Origin of the sequence: Paenibacillus sp. FSL R5-0749 (assembly GCF_038595085.1) — a bacterium.
In the GTDB taxonomy this organism is placed as follows: Bacteria; Bacillota; Bacilli; order Paenibacillales; family Paenibacillaceae; genus Paenibacillus.
Map to the genome: position 1 here is coordinate 1,519,261 of NZ_CP152005.1, position 18,400 is coordinate 1,537,660.

Annotated in this window: 18 protein-coding genes; 12 read left to right on the plus strand and 6 right to left on the minus strand. The window is 46.3% G+C overall.

The window, feature by feature from the left end; genetic code table 11:
- Positions 1 to 15 precede the first annotated feature (15 nt).
- The 6 genes from MKY85_RS06600 (at position 16) to MKY85_RS06625 (ending at position 6,322) form a co-directional block, all read left to right on the plus strand.
- Positions 16 to 924: an ABC transporter ATP-binding protein gene (locus MKY85_RS06600; protein WP_339240290.1), complete on the plus strand. Its 909-nt coding sequence runs from the start codon at positions 16 to 18 to the stop codon at positions 922 to 924.
- Positions 917 to 1,696, plus strand: a complete 780-nt coding sequence (locus MKY85_RS06605) for a DUF2705 family protein (RefSeq protein ID WP_339240291.1) — start codon at positions 917 to 919, stop codon at positions 1,694 to 1,696. Before MKY85_RS06600 ends, MKY85_RS06605 begins: the two co-directional genes overlap by 8 nt.
- A gap of 173 nt (positions 1,697 to 1,869) precedes the next feature.
- Complete coding sequence (locus tag MKY85_RS06610; RefSeq protein WP_339240293.1) at positions 1,870 to 2,943, plus strand: AI-2E family transporter; 1,074 nt, start codon at positions 1,870 to 1,872, stop codon at positions 2,941 to 2,943.
- 225 nt (positions 2,944 to 3,168) lie between these two features.
- Complete coding sequence (locus MKY85_RS06615) at positions 3,169 to 3,564, plus strand: GntR family transcriptional regulator (protein WP_339240294.1); 396 nt, start codon at positions 3,169 to 3,171, stop codon at positions 3,562 to 3,564.
- 23 nt (positions 3,565 to 3,587) lie between these two features.
- The gene (locus tag MKY85_RS06620) at positions 3,588 to 4,688 is read left to right on the plus strand and encodes a DUF5808 domain-containing protein (protein WP_339240296.1); all 1,101 of its coding nucleotides are present in this window, start codon (positions 3,588 to 3,590) and stop codon (positions 4,686 to 4,688) included.
- 50 nt (positions 4,689 to 4,738) lie between these two features.
- Positions 4,739 to 6,322 carry an alpha/beta fold hydrolase gene (locus MKY85_RS06625; protein ID WP_339240297.1) on the plus strand — a complete coding sequence of 528 codons (1,584 nt, stop codon included), beginning with the start codon at positions 4,739 to 4,741 and terminating at the stop codon, positions 6,320 to 6,322.
- A gap of 97 nt (positions 6,323 to 6,419) precedes the next feature.
- Here MKY85_RS06625 and MKY85_RS06630 read toward each other — a convergent pair whose 3' ends face one another.
- Complete coding sequence (locus tag MKY85_RS06630; RefSeq protein ID WP_339240298.1) at positions 6,420 to 7,778, minus strand: hemolysin family protein; 1,359 nt, start codon at positions 7,776 to 7,778, stop codon at positions 6,420 to 6,422.
- A 375-nt stretch (positions 7,779 to 8,153) separates the two neighbouring features.
- Between MKY85_RS06630 and cls the strand changes: the two genes are divergently transcribed.
- Entirely contained in the window at positions 8,154 to 9,593 is a 1,440-nt protein-coding gene (gene cls, locus MKY85_RS06635) for a cardiolipin synthase (RefSeq protein ID WP_339259433.1), read from the plus strand.
- Between the two features lie 349 nt (positions 9,594 to 9,942).
- Positions 9,943 to 10,854 (plus strand): YitT family protein, encoded by a 912-nt coding sequence (locus tag MKY85_RS06640; RefSeq protein WP_278296378.1) that lies wholly within the window; start codon positions 9,943 to 9,945, stop codon positions 10,852 to 10,854.
- Positions 10,855 to 10,908: 54 nt separating this feature from the next.
- Here the strand turns inward: MKY85_RS06640 and ligD are convergent, their stop codons facing one another.
- The 5 genes from ligD to MKY85_RS06665 all read right to left on the minus strand — a co-directional run bounded on the left by ligD (position 10,909) and on the right by MKY85_RS06665 (position 16,174).
- Entirely contained in the window at positions 10,909 to 11,799 is an 891-nt protein-coding gene (ligD, locus tag MKY85_RS06645; RefSeq protein ID WP_339240302.1) for a non-homologous end-joining DNA ligase, read from the minus strand.
- Between the two features lie 39 nt (positions 11,800 to 11,838).
- Complete coding sequence (locus tag MKY85_RS06650) at positions 11,839 to 12,789, minus strand: DNA ligase (RefSeq protein WP_339240303.1); 951 nt, start codon at positions 12,787 to 12,789, stop codon at positions 11,839 to 11,841.
- Between the two features lie 54 nt (positions 12,790 to 12,843).
- Complete coding sequence (locus tag MKY85_RS06655) at positions 12,844 to 13,941, minus strand: endospore germination permease (RefSeq protein ID WP_339240305.1); 1,098 nt, start codon at positions 13,939 to 13,941, stop codon at positions 12,844 to 12,846.
- A gap of 182 nt (positions 13,942 to 14,123) precedes the next feature.
- The gene (locus MKY85_RS06660; protein WP_342572157.1) at positions 14,124 to 14,993 is read right to left on the minus strand and encodes a VOC family protein; all 870 of its coding nucleotides are present in this window, start codon (positions 14,991 to 14,993) and stop codon (positions 14,124 to 14,126) included.
- Positions 14,994 to 15,262: 269 nt separating this feature from the next.
- A complete protein-coding gene (locus MKY85_RS06665) occupies positions 15,263 to 16,174 on the minus strand; it encodes a Ku protein (protein WP_339240307.1) in 912 nt (303 codons plus the stop codon).
- 226 nt (positions 16,175 to 16,400) lie between these two features.
- Between MKY85_RS06665 and MKY85_RS06670 the strand changes: the two genes are divergently transcribed.
- From MKY85_RS06670 to tsaB, 4 genes are all read left to right on the plus strand, one after another.
- The gene (locus MKY85_RS06670; protein ID WP_342572158.1) at positions 16,401 to 16,697 is read left to right on the plus strand and encodes a hypothetical protein; all 297 of its coding nucleotides are present in this window, start codon (positions 16,401 to 16,403) and stop codon (positions 16,695 to 16,697) included.
- A 4-nt stretch (positions 16,698 to 16,701) separates the two neighbouring features.
- Entirely contained in the window at positions 16,702 to 16,878 is a 177-nt protein-coding gene (locus MKY85_RS06675) for an H-type small acid-soluble spore protein (protein ID WP_026081228.1), read from the plus strand.
- 188 nt (positions 16,879 to 17,066) lie between these two features.
- Positions 17,067 to 17,549, plus strand: coding sequence for a tRNA (adenosine(37)-N6)-threonylcarbamoyltransferase complex ATPase subunit type 1 TsaE (gene tsaE, locus MKY85_RS06680; RefSeq protein ID WP_339240310.1), 483 nt, complete (start codon positions 17,067 to 17,069; stop codon positions 17,547 to 17,549).
- Entirely contained in the window at positions 17,546 to 18,400 is an 855-nt protein-coding gene (tsaB, locus tag MKY85_RS06685; protein WP_253431635.1) for a tRNA (adenosine(37)-N6)-threonylcarbamoyltransferase complex dimerization subunit type 1 TsaB, read from the plus strand. The genes tsaE and tsaB overlap by 4 nt, the downstream gene beginning before the upstream one ends.

Genomic DNA, 18,400 nt, shown 5'->3' on the forward strand with positions numbered 1-18,400 from the left:
GAAGGAGGGGATTGAATGCAGCAGGAGCCGGTCGTCCGGATTCAGGGCGTCAGCAAAATCATATCCTCCCGATCATTGGTCAGCGACCTGACTCTGGATATTTCTCCGGGGCAGGTTTTTGGTTTTTTAGGACCTAATGGCGCGGGGAAAACAACGACGATCCGAATGATGGTTGGACTGATGTCCATCAGTAAGGGTGACATTTTAATCTCGGGACACAGTGTGAAGAATGAGTTCGAGCAGGCGGTAGCGCAGGTAGGAGCCATTGTGGAAAATCCGGAGATGTACAAGTTTCTGACCGGGTATCAGAATCTCGTACACTTTGCCCGCATGTCACCTGGAGTTACCAAGGAACGAATTGCGGAAACGATTGAGCGTGTCGGGCTTACCGCCCGTATTCACGATAAAGTCAAAACCTACTCACTGGGCATGCGCCAGCGTCTGGGTGTCGCACAAGCGATATTACATAAACCAAAGTTGCTTGTACTGGATGAGCCAACCAATGGACTGGACCCACAGGGCATACGGGAACTGAGAGACTATTTGCGTGAGCTCACTCAGGCGGAAGGCATTACGGTCTTCGTCTCCAGCCATTTGCTGTCGGAGATGGAACTGATGTGTGATACGGTGGCTATTATCCAGAACGGCAAGTTGATTGATGTAAGAAACCTTCGAGCTGAAACGGGTGCGGATGCATTAATTGAAGTTGCTTTTGAAGTGAATGATGCAGAACGCGCTGTCAACCTGATTCAGGGTGCTACTGCACAGGGCAATGTGCTTGTGGCACGGGTGTCTCGTGAGCAGATTCCAGATATCAATGCCAAGCTGGTTAGCGAAGGGTTTCAGGTATACGGTATTCGTAACGTGACTCATACCCTGGAAGAACAATTCTTGCAAGTCACTGGGGGTGGAGGCATTGGGTAGTTTCGGTAATCTAATATTGAATGAAAATATGAAAATATTCCGTCGTCCACGTACCTGGATCATGTTATCAATTCTGGTGCTGATCTCACTGTTAATGCCCGTGTTATTGCGAGAAGGAATGGGTTCCGCTGGTGTTCCATTCTGGGAAGCGGCTGTAACCACTGTTCAGATTGTATTCTTTCTGAATACGATCTTCTGTGTTGTGATTGCAGCGGAAGCGGTCGCGGGCGAATTTACTTGGGGAACAATCAAACTGCTGCTTATTCGTCCATGGTCACGAAGCAAAATTCTGGCTTCCAAGTACCTCACTGTGATCATCTTCAGCATTTTGAGTACTCTGGTTGTCATTGTCATGGCAACAGGGATGTCCTATCTGCTGTTCTCGCATGATGCTCCTTCGGGGAGTGGCAATGCACTAACGTTATGGGGATATTTGTACGTTGATCTGTTCATTACACTTGCGATTGCCTTCATGGTGTCGTCCGTATTCCGTTCAGGCGCACTTGCAATTGGCTTATCCCTGTTCATTATGTTCTCACAAAGTATCTTCTCACTCATATTTAATCCGGCCCGTTATGAGTGGGCCAAGTATGTTCTATTCAACAACATGGACCTTAGCAAATACATGAGCTCGGGAGCGGATTTTGCGCTCATGGGTGGTCCGAGTGCAGGAATGACACTTGGTTTCTCCATTGCAGTCCTAGCAGTGTATTATGTTATTTTCATGGTGATTTCCTGGGTTGTATTCAGCAAAAGAGATGTGGCAGGCTAACGCCTGCTTCTTTTTTTTGCTCCAATGCTGTCTTGGTAAGAAAACAGTGTATAATCAGCATCGCCTGTGGCATGACTGTCATTTAAGGGTAATTAGTACCATAAGTAAATGACTATATACATATGAACGCCGCAGTCACTTTGGCCGAGCAGCGCATGGAGGGATCACGTTCCTTGATTAACAACAAGTTCTACCGCATATGTACAGCAATTATTTTGTTGCTGCTCATTGTGTACCTTGGGGATAAAGTAAACTTTATATTCAGCCCCCTGACCTCACTGATTCATATCATCATCATTCCGCTGCTGATTGCCGGGTTCTTCTATTATCTGCTTAGACCGCTCGTCGATTATATGGAAAGGCACAAAATTAAGCGTGCATTGTCAGTTCTGATCATTTATGTCGTGACTGCATTGATGATTGCAGGTTTTAGTGTACTGGTATGGCCTTCATTGAGAGAGCAGCTGCTGAATTTTGTGGAGAATGCTCCAGCATTGGTTACTTCGCTCAGCGAACAGTTGAATGCACTTGAAAAGAGCAATTTTGTATCCAGATACCTGCCTGATGATTCCAATCTATTCTCACGATTATCCGATGTTCTGAGCCAAGGGATCACGCAGGTTACCGATTACGTCTCCGGGTTATTCTCCGTAGTATCGAATCTGGTTATCATTCTGGCGACGTTCCCGATCATGCTGTATTACATGCTCAAGGAAGGCAGCAAGTTTGGAACGAATCTGACCTTATTGTTGCCGAGGCATTATCGGAAGGATGGAGAAGAAACCGTCCATGAGATCGATGAAGCACTAAGCAACTATATTGTTGGCAGGGTCATTGTTAATGTTGCTCTGGGCATTCTGATGTACATCGGTTTTCTTATCTTGGGTCTGCCGTATGCATTGCTGTTGACTGTTGTGTCGATTATTCTGAACTTTATCCCTTATGTGGGTGCATTGCTGGCAGCTATTCCGGTTGTCATTGTCGCGTTTATTGAATCCCCTTCGATGGCGATCTGGTCACTGGTGATTATTGTGATCGCACAGCAAATTCAGGATAACCTGATCTCACCTTACGTTTATGGCAAACAGCTTGATATTCATCCTCTCACTACCGTTATTCTATTGCTCGTGGGTGCCGATCTGGGGAATATCCTGGGCATGATTATCGTTATTCCGCTGTATATGATTCTGAAAATTATCGTTCGCAAAATCCATTATCGGATTGTCGAAGATAAGACTGAACTTTGAAGAGCATTCAAAATATCCCGCTGTCATAGGATAACACTAAGGTTATTTTGAATCACATAGAATAAGCTCAATAGGATAAGCCGCATATCAATGGTGATGGGTCAGGTAAGTTGGCACTCACGATGGATATGCGGCTTTATTTTTTTATTTTCATTTTTATTGCTCACTTATGTTATAGCTGTTATACTTGATATATAACAGATAACAAAAAAAGAAGGTGAACCCTTGATTATTCAACTGGATATGCAATCTGAACTTCCCATATATTCGCAACTCGTTTATCAAATTATTGAAGGCATTGCCAGTGGAGAGTTACAGCTAGGTGAGGCGTTACCTTCGGTTCGGAATTTGGCCGCAGATATTGGTGTTAACCTTCATACAGTCAACAAGGCTTATACAATACTCAAGCAAGACGGGTACATTCTGGTTCATAGACAAAAGGGCGTTGTGGTAAACCCTGATGGAATGCCTAATTTAACGGATGATTTTTTGAAAAAGCAGCAAAGAGAATTAAGACCGATTATTGCCGAAGCAATATGTCGCGGAATGACCAAAGAGGAACTGTCTGCGGTATTAGACCAAATGTATGATGATGTAAAGATGGGTCACAACAAAGAATAAAGAATCAAGGGAGTGTGTTATGTATGCAACTATTTAGTATATTGCCTATCATTTTAATCTTTGCTCCATTAGCCCTACTTTTATCCTTTGCACCTTATGTGACAAGGGAAACCATCAGCTTTGGGGTTACGGTAAGTCAATATAATTACTACACACCAGTCTTACGTAAGCTCCGGAGAACGTTTACCACAGTAAGTCTGATCGGAAACGGGCTGATTATTCTTGCCTGTCTGTATGTACTCCGATCTGCCAATGAAGAGTCTACCGCAATGATCACCAGTGTTTGCACCATGATATTCATTGTGTACTGGTCCGCACTACACATAGTATTTCATTTCAAGATGAAAAAGATAAAAGAAACACTTACAACTGTAGAAGCACCTCAAAGGGTTAAAATCGACACCACCTTCCGCCAAAATAAACTCACCTATTCCAACTATTGGTTTCTCGTTCACATAGCTATTATTGTAGCCATTGCGATCATTACAATCTTGAATTATAACGCACTGCCTAACGTCATTCCGATGAAATATGATCTTCAGGGCAATGTCACTTCCAGTGTGCCCAAAACCTATCTTTCGGTACTGGCTATTAACCTTGTACAGCTAGGTATCATTGCACTGATGATGTTGGTGAACTGGAGTATTAAAACAAGCAAACAACAGCTTGCTCCATCTAATCCTGCCCAATTTGCTGCTGATCATATCCGATTCCGCCGTAAGTGGTCTCTATTTACGATCATAACAGGCTTGCTTCTTACCATCTTATTTGCCTTCATTCAGATAAATATGTTCGTTCCTAATCAGGTCTTGTTAACAGCGATTAGTCTGATCACCTCAGTGGGGATCTTATTAGGTGCTATTTTGTTGTCTCTCACAGGCAGACAAGGCGGTGGGAAAATTAGGAATCATCAGGAAGATCGCGAACGTTCCAGGGAGCAGCCTGTGAATGACGATGATTATTGGAAGCTTGGCTTTATTTACTTCAATGCCAATGATCCTTCTTTTACCGTAGAAAAACGTTATGGCATAGGCTGGACGATTAACTTCGCTCGTCCACTATCTTGGGTCCTAGTGTTACTCATTATTGCTATTGTTGTTTTAAGCAGAGTTCTGAGCCAATAAAAGCTCATAGACTATGCATATTATAAAAATGATTTGGAGGAAATATGACCATGACCAATTGGAAAAAGCTACTCCTGTCTCTTAGTTTCGTATGTCTCATCCTGCCCGTGACATCGATCTCAGCAGCTGCTGAAGAACACGCTGGGAATGAAAATCTGGTTCCTATTCGTGAGATTGCAGAACAGAATGGTGCAGAGGTATCTTGGCAACAAAAAACAGGACAGATCACGATACGCAAAAATGAACTTATCATTGTAGTTAAGGTAGGGGAGAAACAGGCGATAGTGAATGGGCAAGTAGTACCCATAAGCAATCCTGTTCGGTTAACGAAAGGGGTTACCTTCATGGATGAAGGATTTCTTAACGAGACTTTGAAGACATCAACTGAGGATCGGTTCATTTCACTTATAAGTGAGGGCAATGGCAAGGAAGCTGCGAAGTATGTTCATAGCTCTGTGAGTGGAGTGTTGTCTCCTGCGTTGTTGAGCCAGTTATGGACAGCATTAGAAGGACAAAATGGTAAAATCACAAATAAAGCCATAGCTAAACACGTAGAAAATAACACCGTGCATCGCAATGTCACCTACACGTTCAAGACAGAGCTTACTCGTATTAATATTACGGTCAGAATGAATGATAATGGACTTGTGGATGACTTGCATATTGCCGCCGCTACTCCAGATGTGTATCAAAAACCAAGCTACGATGACCCATCTGCGTACATAGAACAAGACATAACGGTGGGTCAGGGCGATTTAGCTTTACCAGGAACATTAACATTGCCCAAAGGAGAGGGACCTTTCCCGGTTGTCATTCTGGTACACGGTTCTGGGCCTAGCAATCGAGATGCTGCCATTGGTGGGGCGAAGCCATTCCGTGATCTTGCGGTAGGTTTAGCTTCACAAGGCGTTGCCGTATTGAGATACGATAAGGTCACGTATGAGCATACCTATAAGGTGGCTTCTCAGCCTAAATTCACGTTAAAACAAGAAAGTGTAGATCAGGTAGCCGATGCAGTAGATTTGCTTAAAAAGAATTCAAATATTGATCCTACAGCCATTTTTGTGGCTGGACATAGTCAAGGCGGGTTTGCAGTACCGTTGATTATTGCTGACGATAAGCAGCATGATCTTGCAGGAAGCATTCTGCTTGCTGCGCCAAGTAGCAGCTTTGCGGATGTGCTTATCGAGCAGCAGGACGAATTGGTAGACCGGATGGAGCGGCTAGGTTTAGACACGAAGATCATCAAAGAACAAGCTGCTTTTTATAAAAATGCTGCTGCGATCGTCAAAGATCCTCAATACTCTATAGATCATCTTCCTGAGGCATTTCCACTTCAACCTGCTTATTGGTGGTTTGAGCAGAGAGATTATGTGCCTGCGGAATTGGCTAAAACGCAAAATACTCCTATGCTTGTTATACAAGGCGAAAACGATGTGCAAGTGTCTATGAATCAGTTCCAAACCTGGAAATCGGCTCTTCAAGGTCATTCCAATGTAACGTACAATAGCTATCCAAAGGTAAATCATCTTTTATCCAGCTATGATGGACTTTCGATTGGTCAAGAGTACGCTGAGTCGTCTAATGTCTCCAAAGCCATTATCGATGATATAGCGAATTGGGTATTAAAATGATATGGAGAAGAGTAACACATTGAGCCTAAAATAATAAAAAAGAGGAGCACTTGCCAATGTAGGCAGCTGCTCCTCTTTTTTTGTTTATGAATGTGCTTTATTTAACCCGATTGGACTCTTTGTCGTCTTCATCGGTGTAATCAGACATCGTCAATGGTTCCTTGGGGACAATGGCCACTTTGTAGAACCGATTCTTGTCTTTTTCCAGCAAAACAAAAGTAAGATTCTCGAACTCATATTCTTCCTGTTCGTTCATCTCGGGACGATGACTGTAGAGCCATCCACCAATGGTGTCCCACTCATCTGCATCCAGGCTGGACATAAACATGTCGTTCACCTTCGATAAGGAAACCTTGCCATCCATAATGACATAGTTCTCATTGATGACCTGAATATCTTCCACTTCGTCTGCGTCGAACTCATCGCGGATCTCACCGACAATCTGTTCAAGCACATCCTCGATGGTTACAATTCCGGATGTTCCTCCATATTCATCCACCAGCACGGCGATGTGCACGCCATCCTTCTGCATTTTCTTGAGCAAGTCCTTTACAGGAGTTGTTTCGTGAACAGCGGATACAGGCTGAATCAGGGAAGACAGATCGACAGGCTCATCATTTCCGTATAGTTCCAGGAAGAATTGCTTCGTATTAATGATACCGATAATATCGTCTTTGCTCTCATTAACTACTGGAAAACGGGTATACTGTTCTTCACGAATAATCTCCAGGTTTTCCTCATTCGTTCTATTTACATAAAGGCAGACCATATCGGTCCGGGGTACCATGATTTCTTTGGCTAACATCTCATCAAAAGCAAAAATCCGGCTTACATAACCGAACTCGGCTTGGTTTATTTTACCGTTTTCGAAGCTTTCATTAATAATGATCTGCAACTCTTCTTCAGAGTGAGCATCTTCGTGCTCGGAAGCAGGTTTGATTCCGAACAGTTTCACCAGTTGGTTCGCTGAGCCGTTTAACAGCCAGATAAAAGGATACATAATTCGGTTAAACCAGATGATAGGTGTAGACGTCAGCAGGGCTACAGTTTCTGCTTTGCGGATTGCAATCGTTTTTGGAGCAAGTTCACCAACCACAACATGCAGATACGTGATGGAAGCAAACGCAATAACAAATGATAAGAATGAAGAAACGGCCTCAGGAATTTGCAAGCTTTCGAACACAGGGTGGAGAATCTTCTCTACCGTCGGTTCACCCAACCAGCCCAGTCCCAGAGAGGTAATCGTGATGCCGAGCTGGCAGGCGGACAAATATCCATCCAGATTGGCAACGGCTTGTTTCACAGCCAGCGCACGCTTGTTTCCTTCTGCAATCATTTGGTCGATCCGGCTTGGACGAACCCGTACCAGAGCGAACTCCACTGCAACAAAAAACGCCGAAAGTCCTATCAAAAACGCAACCAATATTAAATTTAACGCATACCTCTCACTGTCCATTCACTACTGTTCTCCTTTAAGTAATAAGTTTTTAACGAGTATTATATCTAATTTTACGTAAGAAGACCACCTTCTCATGAAGAAAAGAGGAAGAGTCTGGAAGGGACGATGAGCAAATTGGCGCTGCAATGGGGTTCTGTATCATGATTAATCTGATATGTAGAAGGTAACACAGTCATAATATACAACCTGTGATGAGATATTCCGATTACCAGAATCAAGTATGCGGTCTGCTTATGTAAAGTTTTATCTAAGCAAACGTTACGAATAGGGGCTACATTGGGTATCTATGATTAGCTGTATGCATAATCGTCAAAGCTGTGTAAGTGAGAGAACGGCAAGGTCATGAAGCTTGCCACCTAAGGAGGAAGCCGAATGTTCTGGCTGGTCATTATATTAGTCGTATTTATTTTTCAGGCAGCCACGATTCTTTTGCTGGAATTTCGGAATCCGGCTAAGGCTGTGGCTTGGCTGTTTATTTTGTTCTGCGTGCCTTTGATCGGTTTTGTAGTGTATTATTTCGTGGCGCAGGATTATAACAAACGAAAAAAACTCCGCAAGGGTGGATCGCGAATCTTCCGTGAAATGAAGGAAACGATCTGGAAACAAGCCCACATCATCGGGGATGTCGAACAGATGCCTGGCGATCGTTTCAGCCATCAGCATCGATTGTTTAATCTGTTAACCCATCTGTCGGAGAGCCCGATCACGGGTTGTAACCACAGTACGGTACTCACCAATGGTGAAGAGGCATTTGCGGCAATGCTGAGAGAAATGAAAAAAGCAAAGCACCATCTTCATGTGGAATTTTACATTTTCCGTGATGATGTCATCAGCACCATGTTTCAGGATGTCATGATTCGTAAGGCGCAAGAGGGAGTGAAGGTTCGGTTTATCTGCGACGGTCTAGGCAGCCACAAGATGAGTGGAAGCTTTATCCGCAAACTTCAGGATGCTGGTGTGGAATTCCATTATTTTCTCCCACCGCTGATCGCTACGATTGACCGCAGAGTGAACTACCGGAACCACCGCAAAATTGTTGTTGTGGATGGACGGGTTGGCTTTGTGGGCGGTATTAACGTAGGTGATGATTATCTTGGACAATATCCAGAGGTAGGTTTCTGGCGGGATACACATGTGCAGATTGAGGGAGACGCTGTATACTTTCTGCAAAGTACGTTCCTTAATGACTGGAAACTGGCTGCTGGTGAGCGAATTACCGAACCCCAGCTTGCAGAATTATTTCCTCCGCATATCTGTAGCGGGGAAGAGCGAATTCAGATATTGGCTAGCGGACCGGATCAGGACTGGGATGCGATTCAGGAGATGTGTTTTGGGGCCATTTCGGTAGCTTGTGAACGGATCTACATTACCACACCTTATTTTATACCTGATCCCGCATTATATGAGGCGCTCAAAACAGCTGCAGTCAGTGGCGTCGATGTGAGAATTATCATTCCGTATCAATCCGATTCAAAACTCGTACACCTGGCGTCACTTTCTTATGTGGAGGAACTGTTGCGAGCAGGTGTGCAGTTTTTCCAATATCGCAAAGGTTTTGTACATGCCAAAGTGATGATTGTAGATGAGTTGCTCGCTACAGTCGGAACAGCCAACATGGATATGCGCAGTTTTTTCTGCAATTTCGAGTTGACGGCGGTCCTGTTCGAATCCTCTGCGATTCAGCGTTTGATGAATGACTTTGAACGTGATCTCGGGGAATGCAGTCAGATCGATGGGAAGGTATTTCAGAAGCGTTCACGGGGACAAAAAGGCGCAGAAATGCTTTCTCGGATGCTTTCTCCGCTTCTTTAGCCGATTTAGGACAGATTTCTGAAGATAAGTTCACTTTTTGTGAATTTATCTTCTTTTTGCTTAGTATTTTGCGCAAATTTGATCTTTTATGATATAATAGATATATAAATCATGTCTTGGCGAAGGAGGGGAGTCTGCGGGAAAACAGGCTCCCTTTTGCTCTCTTTTGAAAGTACAAACCGGGATGAAGAACATTTTGAATCCATTTTATATCGCCTTTAGATGCTTGTGCTTGTATGGCCAGGGTACATGTAGAACGCAGTTTGCTGTTTTCTATATGTCGATTCACCCTGAGTATTTAAATGATTTATAAAATGGATTCACACACTGATTTAACGGGGGGGATACCATGTCCAATGTAACGGTGAAAGAACTAACAGCCAAGCAAGCTGACCGCGGGGTCAAAAGCTCGGTGTTTACTTTAAAGCTGCTGCAACGTATTGTGATGATTCTGATCGGTGCTGCACTAATGGCTGTATCGCTTGAAGTATTTCTCGTACCGAATGGTGTTATTGATGGTGGGATTACGGGGATTTCAATTATGGTGTCAGAGCTTACACATCTGCCACTCGGCGTATTCCTGACCTTGCTCAACTTGCCGTTCCTGATTCTGGGTTACAAGCAGATTGGTAAAACATTTGCGTTATCCACATTGCTGGGGATCGTGGTCATGTCCATCGGGACTTCGTTATTGCACCATGTTCCTGCATTAACACCGGGTGAGCCTTTGCTGGGAGCAGTTTTTGGCGGATTGATTCTGGGTGTGGGTGTTGGACTCGTTATTCGGTCTGGCGGTTCACTGGACGGTACGGAGATTGTGGCTATCCTGCTTAGTGAGAAGTCACCGTTGTCTGTAGGACAGATTGTATTGTTCATTAACGTATTTATTTTCGCAGGTGCAGGATTTGTATTCGGTTGGCCGAATGCCCTGTATTCCATGATTGCATATTATATTGCGATGAAGATGATTGATATCGTGAATGAGGGACTGGATCAGTCCAAATCGGTATGGATCATTAGTGAGAAGTATCGTGATATCGGTTCAGCCCTGACAGACCGTCTTGGTCGTGGTGTAACTTTCCTGGATGGCGAGGGTGGATTCAGCGGGGACGAGAAAAAGATCATCTTTGTTGTCATTACCCGCTTGGAAGAAGCCAAACTCAAGTCCATCGTTGAAGATTGGGACCCGCAAGCTTTTGTGGCGATCGGTAACATTCACGACGTGAAGGGCGGACGTTTCAAGAAAAAAGGTATCCATTAGCGATTTATCCACGCATATATGATAATAGCCGACTCCCTTGTGATAAGGGGTCGGCTATTTTTTCTTCAAATGCTTGAGAATGAGTTCAACCGGTTGCGGCTCGACGGCTGCGATCAAATCTCCGATATCATTCAGGCGTTCCACAATGTTCATCAGATGGTAATCCTGGATGGAGACGTTGTTTCGAACCTCATCCCAGGTAAGTGGCGTAGATACGGTGGCTCCTGATTTGGCACGAGGTGTATAGGGGGCCGCAAGGGTCTTGCCACCATAATGCTGGAGGTAGTCAAAATATATGCGGTCTCCACGATCCTTTTTGAGTCGTTCCAGTGTGAACAGATCGGGGTGCTTCTGCGTGACATATTTGCCAACAAAATAACCGATATCCCGCAATTCATCAAAGGTAACACCTTGCACAATAGGAACGATAATCTGAACTCCGGTTGCCCCTGAAGTTTTGGGAATGGACCTCAGACCAAGGGAAGTCAAGGTTTCTCCAACGATGAGTGCAGCCTGCATGATCCGTGGCTCATGTTCCTGAGAGGGGTCCAGATCAATCATCCATTCACAGGGCAGCAGGCTTCCGACAGCATGAAGAGAAGGATGGAATTCAAGTGCAGCCAGATTGCCGAGCCACAATAATTCAGGCAGTCCATTCATTACCACATAACGGATGCCATCGTGTACTTCAGTCCGAACATAATACGGGACGGGTTCGGGGGCATTCTTTTGGTAGAAAAATGTCCCTCCCGCCCCATGGGGGTATCTTATGGTGGTTAATAGTCGATTGCTTGTATATGTGAGCAGGTATGGAGCTAAAGCTGCCAGCTTTTGCAGATAGATTGCTTTGGTGACACCTGCTTCCGGCCATAACAGCTTGTCCGGGTTCGTAACGGTTAGCTCTGTGCCTTCTATTATGATGGTTCCTTGAATCTTAGGGGCCACACCGAACACCTCCTATACGTAATCTATATACGAACTCATTCATTGAAGAAGCTGATTCGCCAGGCAATCCTCACGGGTTACCTCTGCGAAGGTCTGAATACTGGGATGGCGTAGTGTGCGATGATGCGTCAGTTCCATATATTGCACTTTGACACCTATTCGTGGTTCTACCCAGGTGGTTTCCGCACTGCGTTCGGGTACATTATGGAACGGTCGGTCCTGCCTAATCAGAGGCTCAACCTGATGGGTAAGTTCACGCCAAGTATTGGAGTTCAGCTTGCCAGTCCCGACATGACCAATATAGACAAAGTTAGGCCCATCATATACGCCAACCGCGACGGCGTTAACAATACCGCTTCGGTACGTGACTCCACCGATCATGGCATATACATCATGCATGATTTTGACCTTCTGCCAGCGCTGATCCTTACCCTGTATGCCATAAGTGCTGGTGAGATCCTTGCAGACGATGCCTTCCATCTGATGCTGTCTCATGACCGTAAGCAGGGATGCGGCATCAAGTGTATTGGTGACCTCCTGAACATGGGGAGCGCTCTTAAGAACCTCGTGCAACAGGCGCTGTCGATCTGCCAAAGGCTGATCCGTCACCCATTGTCCCTCATAGAACAGGATATCAAATACCATATACGTGACCGGAATCTGATGTATGGCTTGGGCGATGCCTTCCGGTCTGCTCATGCGATCCCGCCGCAGAACGTGATAAAACGAAGGTTTGCCGGTGTCCGGGTCCAGTGCAATTACTTCTCCATCCAAGATATAGGATGCTCCTGAACATAAATTACGTGGTGTGACCAACTCGGGATACTGTGCGGTTCGATCATGTAACCTGCGATTCACCAGGCGAAGCTCATGCCCGTCCTCATAAGCAAGCATACGGACTCCATCCCACTTGATTTGTGCAATCCATTGAGGTCCTGTGGGCAAGGTATCCCTGGAGATGGGTTCGAACGGAATCAGGGGTTTGAACATGGGGGAACTCCTTCCTCGCCCTAATGATCCGGCGCAGGTTCATTCAGAATTTTGTTATATTTTTTGGAAGCGGGACTTCATATGATGCACCAGAATGAGCAGTAACGGAAGTGCAATACCACAGGTCAGATCCCAATCAATCCAATAGGGAATGATGACCTTGAGATAAAAGGTCTCGTTCGGAGCGATTAGAATAGACATGGCGAGAATAAGCATGGAACCCGGCAGGATCAGAGAACGGTGACTGGACAAGTGAAACAGGTGAGCGACGCCCAGGATAAAACCGTAGAAGAACAGAGCAGCTTTGAAGAAAACAGCAATAATCCAGACCGATGTTATGAAGGCTTCGACGCGTTGCATAAAGTTTCCGATATTGATCTTCTGTGAAAGGTTGAATGAAGCGAACCAGTGATGCTGCGTCATCCATGGTCCCATAACGAACAGACACATGCTTAGCGTCAATGTGAGTAACAATCCACCAATCATGCCAGCGAACAGAATGTCCTTTTGCAGATGGGGCTCATCTTTCGTGTAGGGAAAGAGCATCATGAAGATGCACAACTCGCAGTAAGGATAGGTGAGTACAGCAACAAAACCTTTGAATGGATCAAGAAAGCCTTGTGCAAGCACAGGTTGGATGTTAGCTATACGTATATGGGGGATTAGAAATACCGTCAGAAAAAGCAGAAACAATACGATCAGAGGAAGAAAGACCTCAGCAGTCTTACCAATGCTCTCCAGACCGGAAAAAAGCCCCCAGACAAGTGCACACATAAAAACCAAATGAAGGATCATTAATGGAGATTCCGGCAAGATCTGGGTAGACATAAAATCGCCAATCTCCCTAATGAACGTTGAGGTGCTGATTAGGAAATAAAAAATATAAAAAGAACCAAACAATGTCCCGATCCAGGGTCCCAATGTTCGAAGGGCATTTTGAATCAGATTCAGCCGGGGATGCGTTCTGTAGGCAACAAGCATAATGAAGAGTATTCCAAGGCCCCCTGCGACTCCCAACAAGGCTGATAACCAGGCATCCTGATGAGCATAGGATGTGATCATGGAAGGGAAGACGAGAATTTGCTCCCCGATGGTGCACAGGAACATAAGTGAAGCGAGCTGTCTAACAGTCAAACGTCCCTTTTCGATCATGAAGTATCTCCTTAACAGATCATGTCTATGTATTGGTTAGAATGCACCAATTGTGCCAGTTTTATAAAAGCCAATGTAAAAAGCCCGTGCAGCCGACCTCTCTGTGATGTAGAGAAATCAGTTACCCGGGCTTATTAACATGTGGTTAAGCAATCATATTGTATTATAACGGCTACATAGAATCAGTTCGCAGTTGTCAGACGTATACGAATATTCTGTGGGTCTACCGTAAACCAAGTGTCCTCTACTGGTGTAACGACTGCACCGGATTGACGTAATTGTTCAAGTGCCTGTTCCAATTGTTCCTTGGTGGCGTACACAATGGTGAAGTAATCAATTCCTGTAGCGTTATCTGGATTGACAGGTGCATTCACTCCTGCCCAGATATTGAGTCCCAGATGATGATGATAGCCGCCTGCGGATACAAATAGTGCTGACATGTTGGCGAAGTTACCCACGATATCAAAACCGAGTATGCCGGTGTAGAAGTTGCGGGCTTCTTCCAGGCTGCGGACGTGCAAATGAACGTGACCGATAACTGTGCCAGCAGGCAGACCTTGCCAAGGTTCATTCTCCGATATGGCAAACAGGCTTTCCACATCAACCGGATCACTTGCCATCACGTAGTTATTGTCGCTATCCCGTTTCCAGGTATCACGTGCACGGTCAGCATAGATCTCAATTCCGTTCTGATCAGGATCGGAGATATAGAAGGCTTCACTGACCAAGTGATCGCCTTGACCGATATCGATACCGGATGCAGCCAGATTACGAAGAGCGAGACCCAGGGACTTACGGTCAGGCAGCAGAATGGCGAAATGATACAAGCCAGCGTGTGAGCGTTCCGGCAGGGTAATGCCATCCGTGAGCTCTTCCAATCGCAGCAGGGAATGTTTTCCGTCAGCTGTCAACGTAGCCACTTTGTCACTCCGCTCCAGTAATTTCAATCCAACTACATCGGTATAGAACTTAATCGAACGGTCCAGGTTCATAATTCGGAGACTCACTTCACCCAGATGGGTTGTGGCAGGGATTTGATACGGCGTATTCATGATTGTTTCCTCCTGATAATAAATAATATGGGTTCTCGTTTGAATGTGTATATGCGTTGAAGATGAATTATTAGATTGCATGTTGTTAAAGCAGGATTGCAGAGTGACTGTATATTCATAAATAAGTTACTTTTCATAAGTTAATATAAAATATAAATCAGCTTTCGTCAATCGCATTTTACAAAAACAAAAAATCCGACTGTGAAGCCGGATTGGAGTAAATTTCATTACATGAGCAGATAACAAAATCGTTCTTGCCTTGACGACATTCAAACTTTTGGTTTGGGTGCTGCCTTTTTCCTTTTGGCTGGTGCAGGTGCATCGGATTCCCCTCCGGCAGCCGCCTGAGCGGACGTTTTTCGCGCTGCGCGTTTCTTCGGTTTGGCCGTTGTTGTCCCAGGGTCAGCCGGAATAGGTTTCACCGCCTCGATGCTTGCCTGTAAGGCAGCCATCAAATCCATCACATTAGCTTCAGGTTTGGCTGGAGCAATCTTGATTTCTTCGCCTGCCACTTTGTGCTGGATAAGATCAAGCAGTTTGTTGCGATAGTCATCGGTGTATTTACCAGGTTCAAAAGGCGTAGACAATTGATCAATCAACAGCTTTGCCATCGTGAGTTCCTTCTCATTCACGTTTTGCACTTCCGGCAAGTTGGGCACCTGGGAGACAGGACGAATCTCGTCCGGATAGAAAATCGTCTCCATGGAGAGGCAATCTTCCAACACGCGTATGGCAGCCAGACTGCTCTTGGAACGAATGGAGATTTTGGCGATGCCGATTTTGCCGGTATCCCGCATCGCGTTCATCAACAGCTGGTAGGCATTTCCTCCGGCCTGATCGGGCGAAAGGTAATATGTTTTCTGAAAATAAATCGGGTCAATCTCAGTTAAGTCTACAAAATCCAGTATGGTGATGGTTTTGTTGGTGGAATCATTTAATGCTTCTAATTCATCTTTTTCGAAGAGTACGAACTTTCCTTTTTCATATTCATAGCCTTTGGTGATCTCTTCCCATTTGACGTCCACTTCACAGGATGGACATTGGCGAACATAAGCGAGCGGGCTGCCGCAGACTTTATGGATATAGCGCATGGAGATGTCTTTGTCTTCGGTAGCCGAGAACATTTTGACAGGGACATGAACAAGGCCAAAACTGATTGCGCCTTTCCAGACGGTATGCATAGGTCGGCTCCTTTCGAAAGGGTGTTCAAAAATTCAGCTTTTGATTACGTCAGCCGAATGTCCGTTACTGAAAACCGGATTTGTTGAACACGGATTTATATTCAATAGTATGGGCATATGGCGCAAGGGATAATCGTCTTATGGACGAACGAATTCGTATGGTTCGACGAGACTCGGGGATGATAACAGAAGTGATCTCACAATGATTAAGCTGGGAGGTGCTGAAATGAAGAACAGACGGGATGAAGAGGAAGCACACAAGCATGCGTTTTCTCCGTATCCTCTTGCGGAAGCCGAAAGCGCAGAAGAATTCTATACACCCGCTACAGCTGTGAACTGGGAAGCGGTAACCTCCGAAAAATTGCCCCTTGATCGGGAGTCGTTCATGCTCGACATTGACCGGATGGTGAATGAAGGGTTAGGCGGGGGACAAGTTACGGAAGATAACGGTTATATTGGTGAAAGTACAACAGATAGCATGGTTCGAGAATCACATGAGGATCCGGAAGGGGAGTATGAATAAGTTGATGGATGCAAAGCGTGCCAAAGCGATATATGATTCCAAGGATACGATTGCCGTTACGCTGGAAGGAGATCCGGTCTGGATCGAGAATGTGGATGAAGCCAATGGTATGGCGACCGTTCAGGTTGGCAGCAGACCAGGAAATACCCAGACGGTACGTGTGGATCGCTTGGAGGAGTAGGTACAAGTAGCATATTGTTATTAAGCAATTCGAGAATGAATAAAAGCTGAATATATGTATAACACGGCCGGTACCGGGAGGTGCCGGTTTTTGGTTTTTGCTAGGGTTGTTGCGGGGGAAGAAAGGGACCGATATAATAAGGTTCAAAGTGAACTCAGGCGGCTAGACCGCCAAAGGTGGGGCGAATATTGAATCAGACGCACGAGCAGTGGGTGTTTTTATCCCATGGCATTGCAGATACAGAAGCACTCGCTTCCGCACTCGCCAGACAGGCAAACGCCGGCATGGTAATTGCTTTGGATGGTGATCTGGGTGCGGGTAAAACGGCATTTTCGCAGAAATTTGCCTGGCATTTGGGTGTACGTGATGTGGTGAGCAGTCCCACATTCACGCTAATCAAGGAGTACGAAGGGCGTCTGCCTTTATATCACATGGATGTATATCGCATATCGCTGGAAGAAGCGGATGAGCTTGGACTTGATGAATATTTCTATGGAGCCGGAGTCAGTCTGGTGGAGTGGTCGAGTATCATTCCCGAATTGCTGCCGCAAGAGCACTTGCATGTGCAGATTGAAACAACGGGCCTGGAGGATCGAACGATTACACTGGATGGGTACGGCGAGACTTATGCAGCCTTGTGCCGACAGTTCAGACAGAATGGGGTCAAATGATGATGGAAGATTTACAAAAAGAGCCGCGTCAGCGGTTTTTGGCGTTGGATACATCCACCGCAGTAATGGCTGCTGCGATGATGGAAGGTCATGCGCTTCTGGAAGAACGCAATGAACGGGCTGAGCGCAACCATTCGGTACACGTTGTACCGGTGATGGAACAGCTGCTGGCCGCCAGCAGCACACAGCCTGGCCAACTGGATGGCATTGCCGTTGGCGTTGGGCCAGGCTCGTACACGGGCATCCGCATTGCGGTGACCGCGGCGAAGACACTGGCCTGGGCGTGGGACATCCCCGTAGCCGGGGTGTCCAGCCTTCAGGCCCTCGCCTGGGGCGGCTGGCACAGCGGCCTTGCCGCCAAGGCGGAAGCTGCGGCAGACGATGCCGCAGCAGGGGCTGGCGGAACGCCATCCGCGGACCAGGGCAGCACAGGTGCTGCCCCTGTCCACTGGATCGTTCCGCTTGTGGATGCAAGGCGCGGTCAAGCGTGCACCGCGCTGTTTGCCTCCGCCGGGAGCGATGCGCCCCGGCGTCTGGCGCCTGATGCCATCCGCAAGATGGACGGATGGCTGGAAGCCCTCGCCGCCCGAATGGCGGAGGCGGCGCCGGAAGAGCGGCCCGCAGCCGTCTGGTTCGTCGGCGAGACGGGCCCTCATGCTGCGGCAGCGGCGGAGCTTCGCTGTCCCGCAGGAACGGCGCTCCAGCTCGTACCTTATGAGCTGGAAGGCCGCTGGGTTGGGCGGCTTGGCGCCGCCGCGCTGCTTGCAGGTCAGCGTGATGACGTGCATGCGCTGGTGCCGAACTACACCCAGTTGTCTGAAGCGGAAGCCAATCTGCTGCGCAAAAGCTGA

What these genes read in the sequence shown, in the direction of transcription:
- MKY85_RS06600 (WP_339240290.1), top strand. Translation starts at nt 16, where the DNA reads ATGCAGCAGGAGCCGGTCGTCCGGATTCAGGGCGTCAGCAAAATCATA.
- MKY85_RS06620 (WP_339240296.1), top strand. Translation starts at nt 3,588, where the DNA reads ATGCAACTATTTAGTATATTGCCTATCATTTTAATCTTTGCTCCATTA.
- MKY85_RS06625 (WP_339240297.1), top strand. Translation starts at nt 4,739, where the DNA reads ATGACCAATTGGAAAAAGCTACTCCTGTCTCTTAGTTTCGTATGTCTC.
- MKY85_RS06630 (WP_339240298.1), bottom strand. Translation starts at nt 7,778, where the DNA reads ATGGACAGTGAGAGGTATGCGTTAAATTTAATATTGGTTGCGTTTTTG.
- cls (WP_339259433.1), top strand. Translation starts at nt 8,154, where the DNA reads ATGTTCTGGCTGGTCATTATATTAGTCGTATTTATTTTTCAGGCAGCC.
- MKY85_RS06640 (WP_278296378.1), top strand. Translation starts at nt 9,943, where the DNA reads ATGTCCAATGTAACGGTGAAAGAACTAACAGCCAAGCAAGCTGACCGC.
- MKY85_RS06650 (WP_339240303.1), bottom strand. Translation starts at nt 12,789, where the DNA reads ATGTTCAAACCCCTGATTCCGTTCGAACCCATCTCCAGGGATACCTTG.
- MKY85_RS06655 (WP_339240305.1), bottom strand. Translation starts at nt 13,941, where the DNA reads ATGATCGAAAAGGGACGTTTGACTGTTAGACAGCTCGCTTCACTTATG.
- MKY85_RS06660 (WP_342572157.1), bottom strand. Translation starts at nt 14,993, where the DNA reads ATGAATACGCCGTATCAAATCCCTGCCACAACCCATCTGGGTGAAGTG.
- MKY85_RS06665 (WP_339240307.1), bottom strand. Translation starts at nt 16,174, where the DNA reads ATGCATACCGTCTGGAAAGGCGCAATCAGTTTTGGCCTTGTTCATGTC.
- MKY85_RS06670 (WP_342572158.1), top strand. Translation starts at nt 16,401, where the DNA reads ATGAAGAACAGACGGGATGAAGAGGAAGCACACAAGCATGCGTTTTCT.
- MKY85_RS06675 (WP_026081228.1), top strand. Translation starts at nt 16,702, where the DNA reads ATGGATGCAAAGCGTGCCAAAGCGATATATGATTCCAAGGATACGATT.
- tsaB (WP_253431635.1), top strand. Translation starts at nt 17,546, where the DNA reads ATGATGATGGAAGATTTACAAAAAGAGCCGCGTCAGCGGTTTTTGGCG.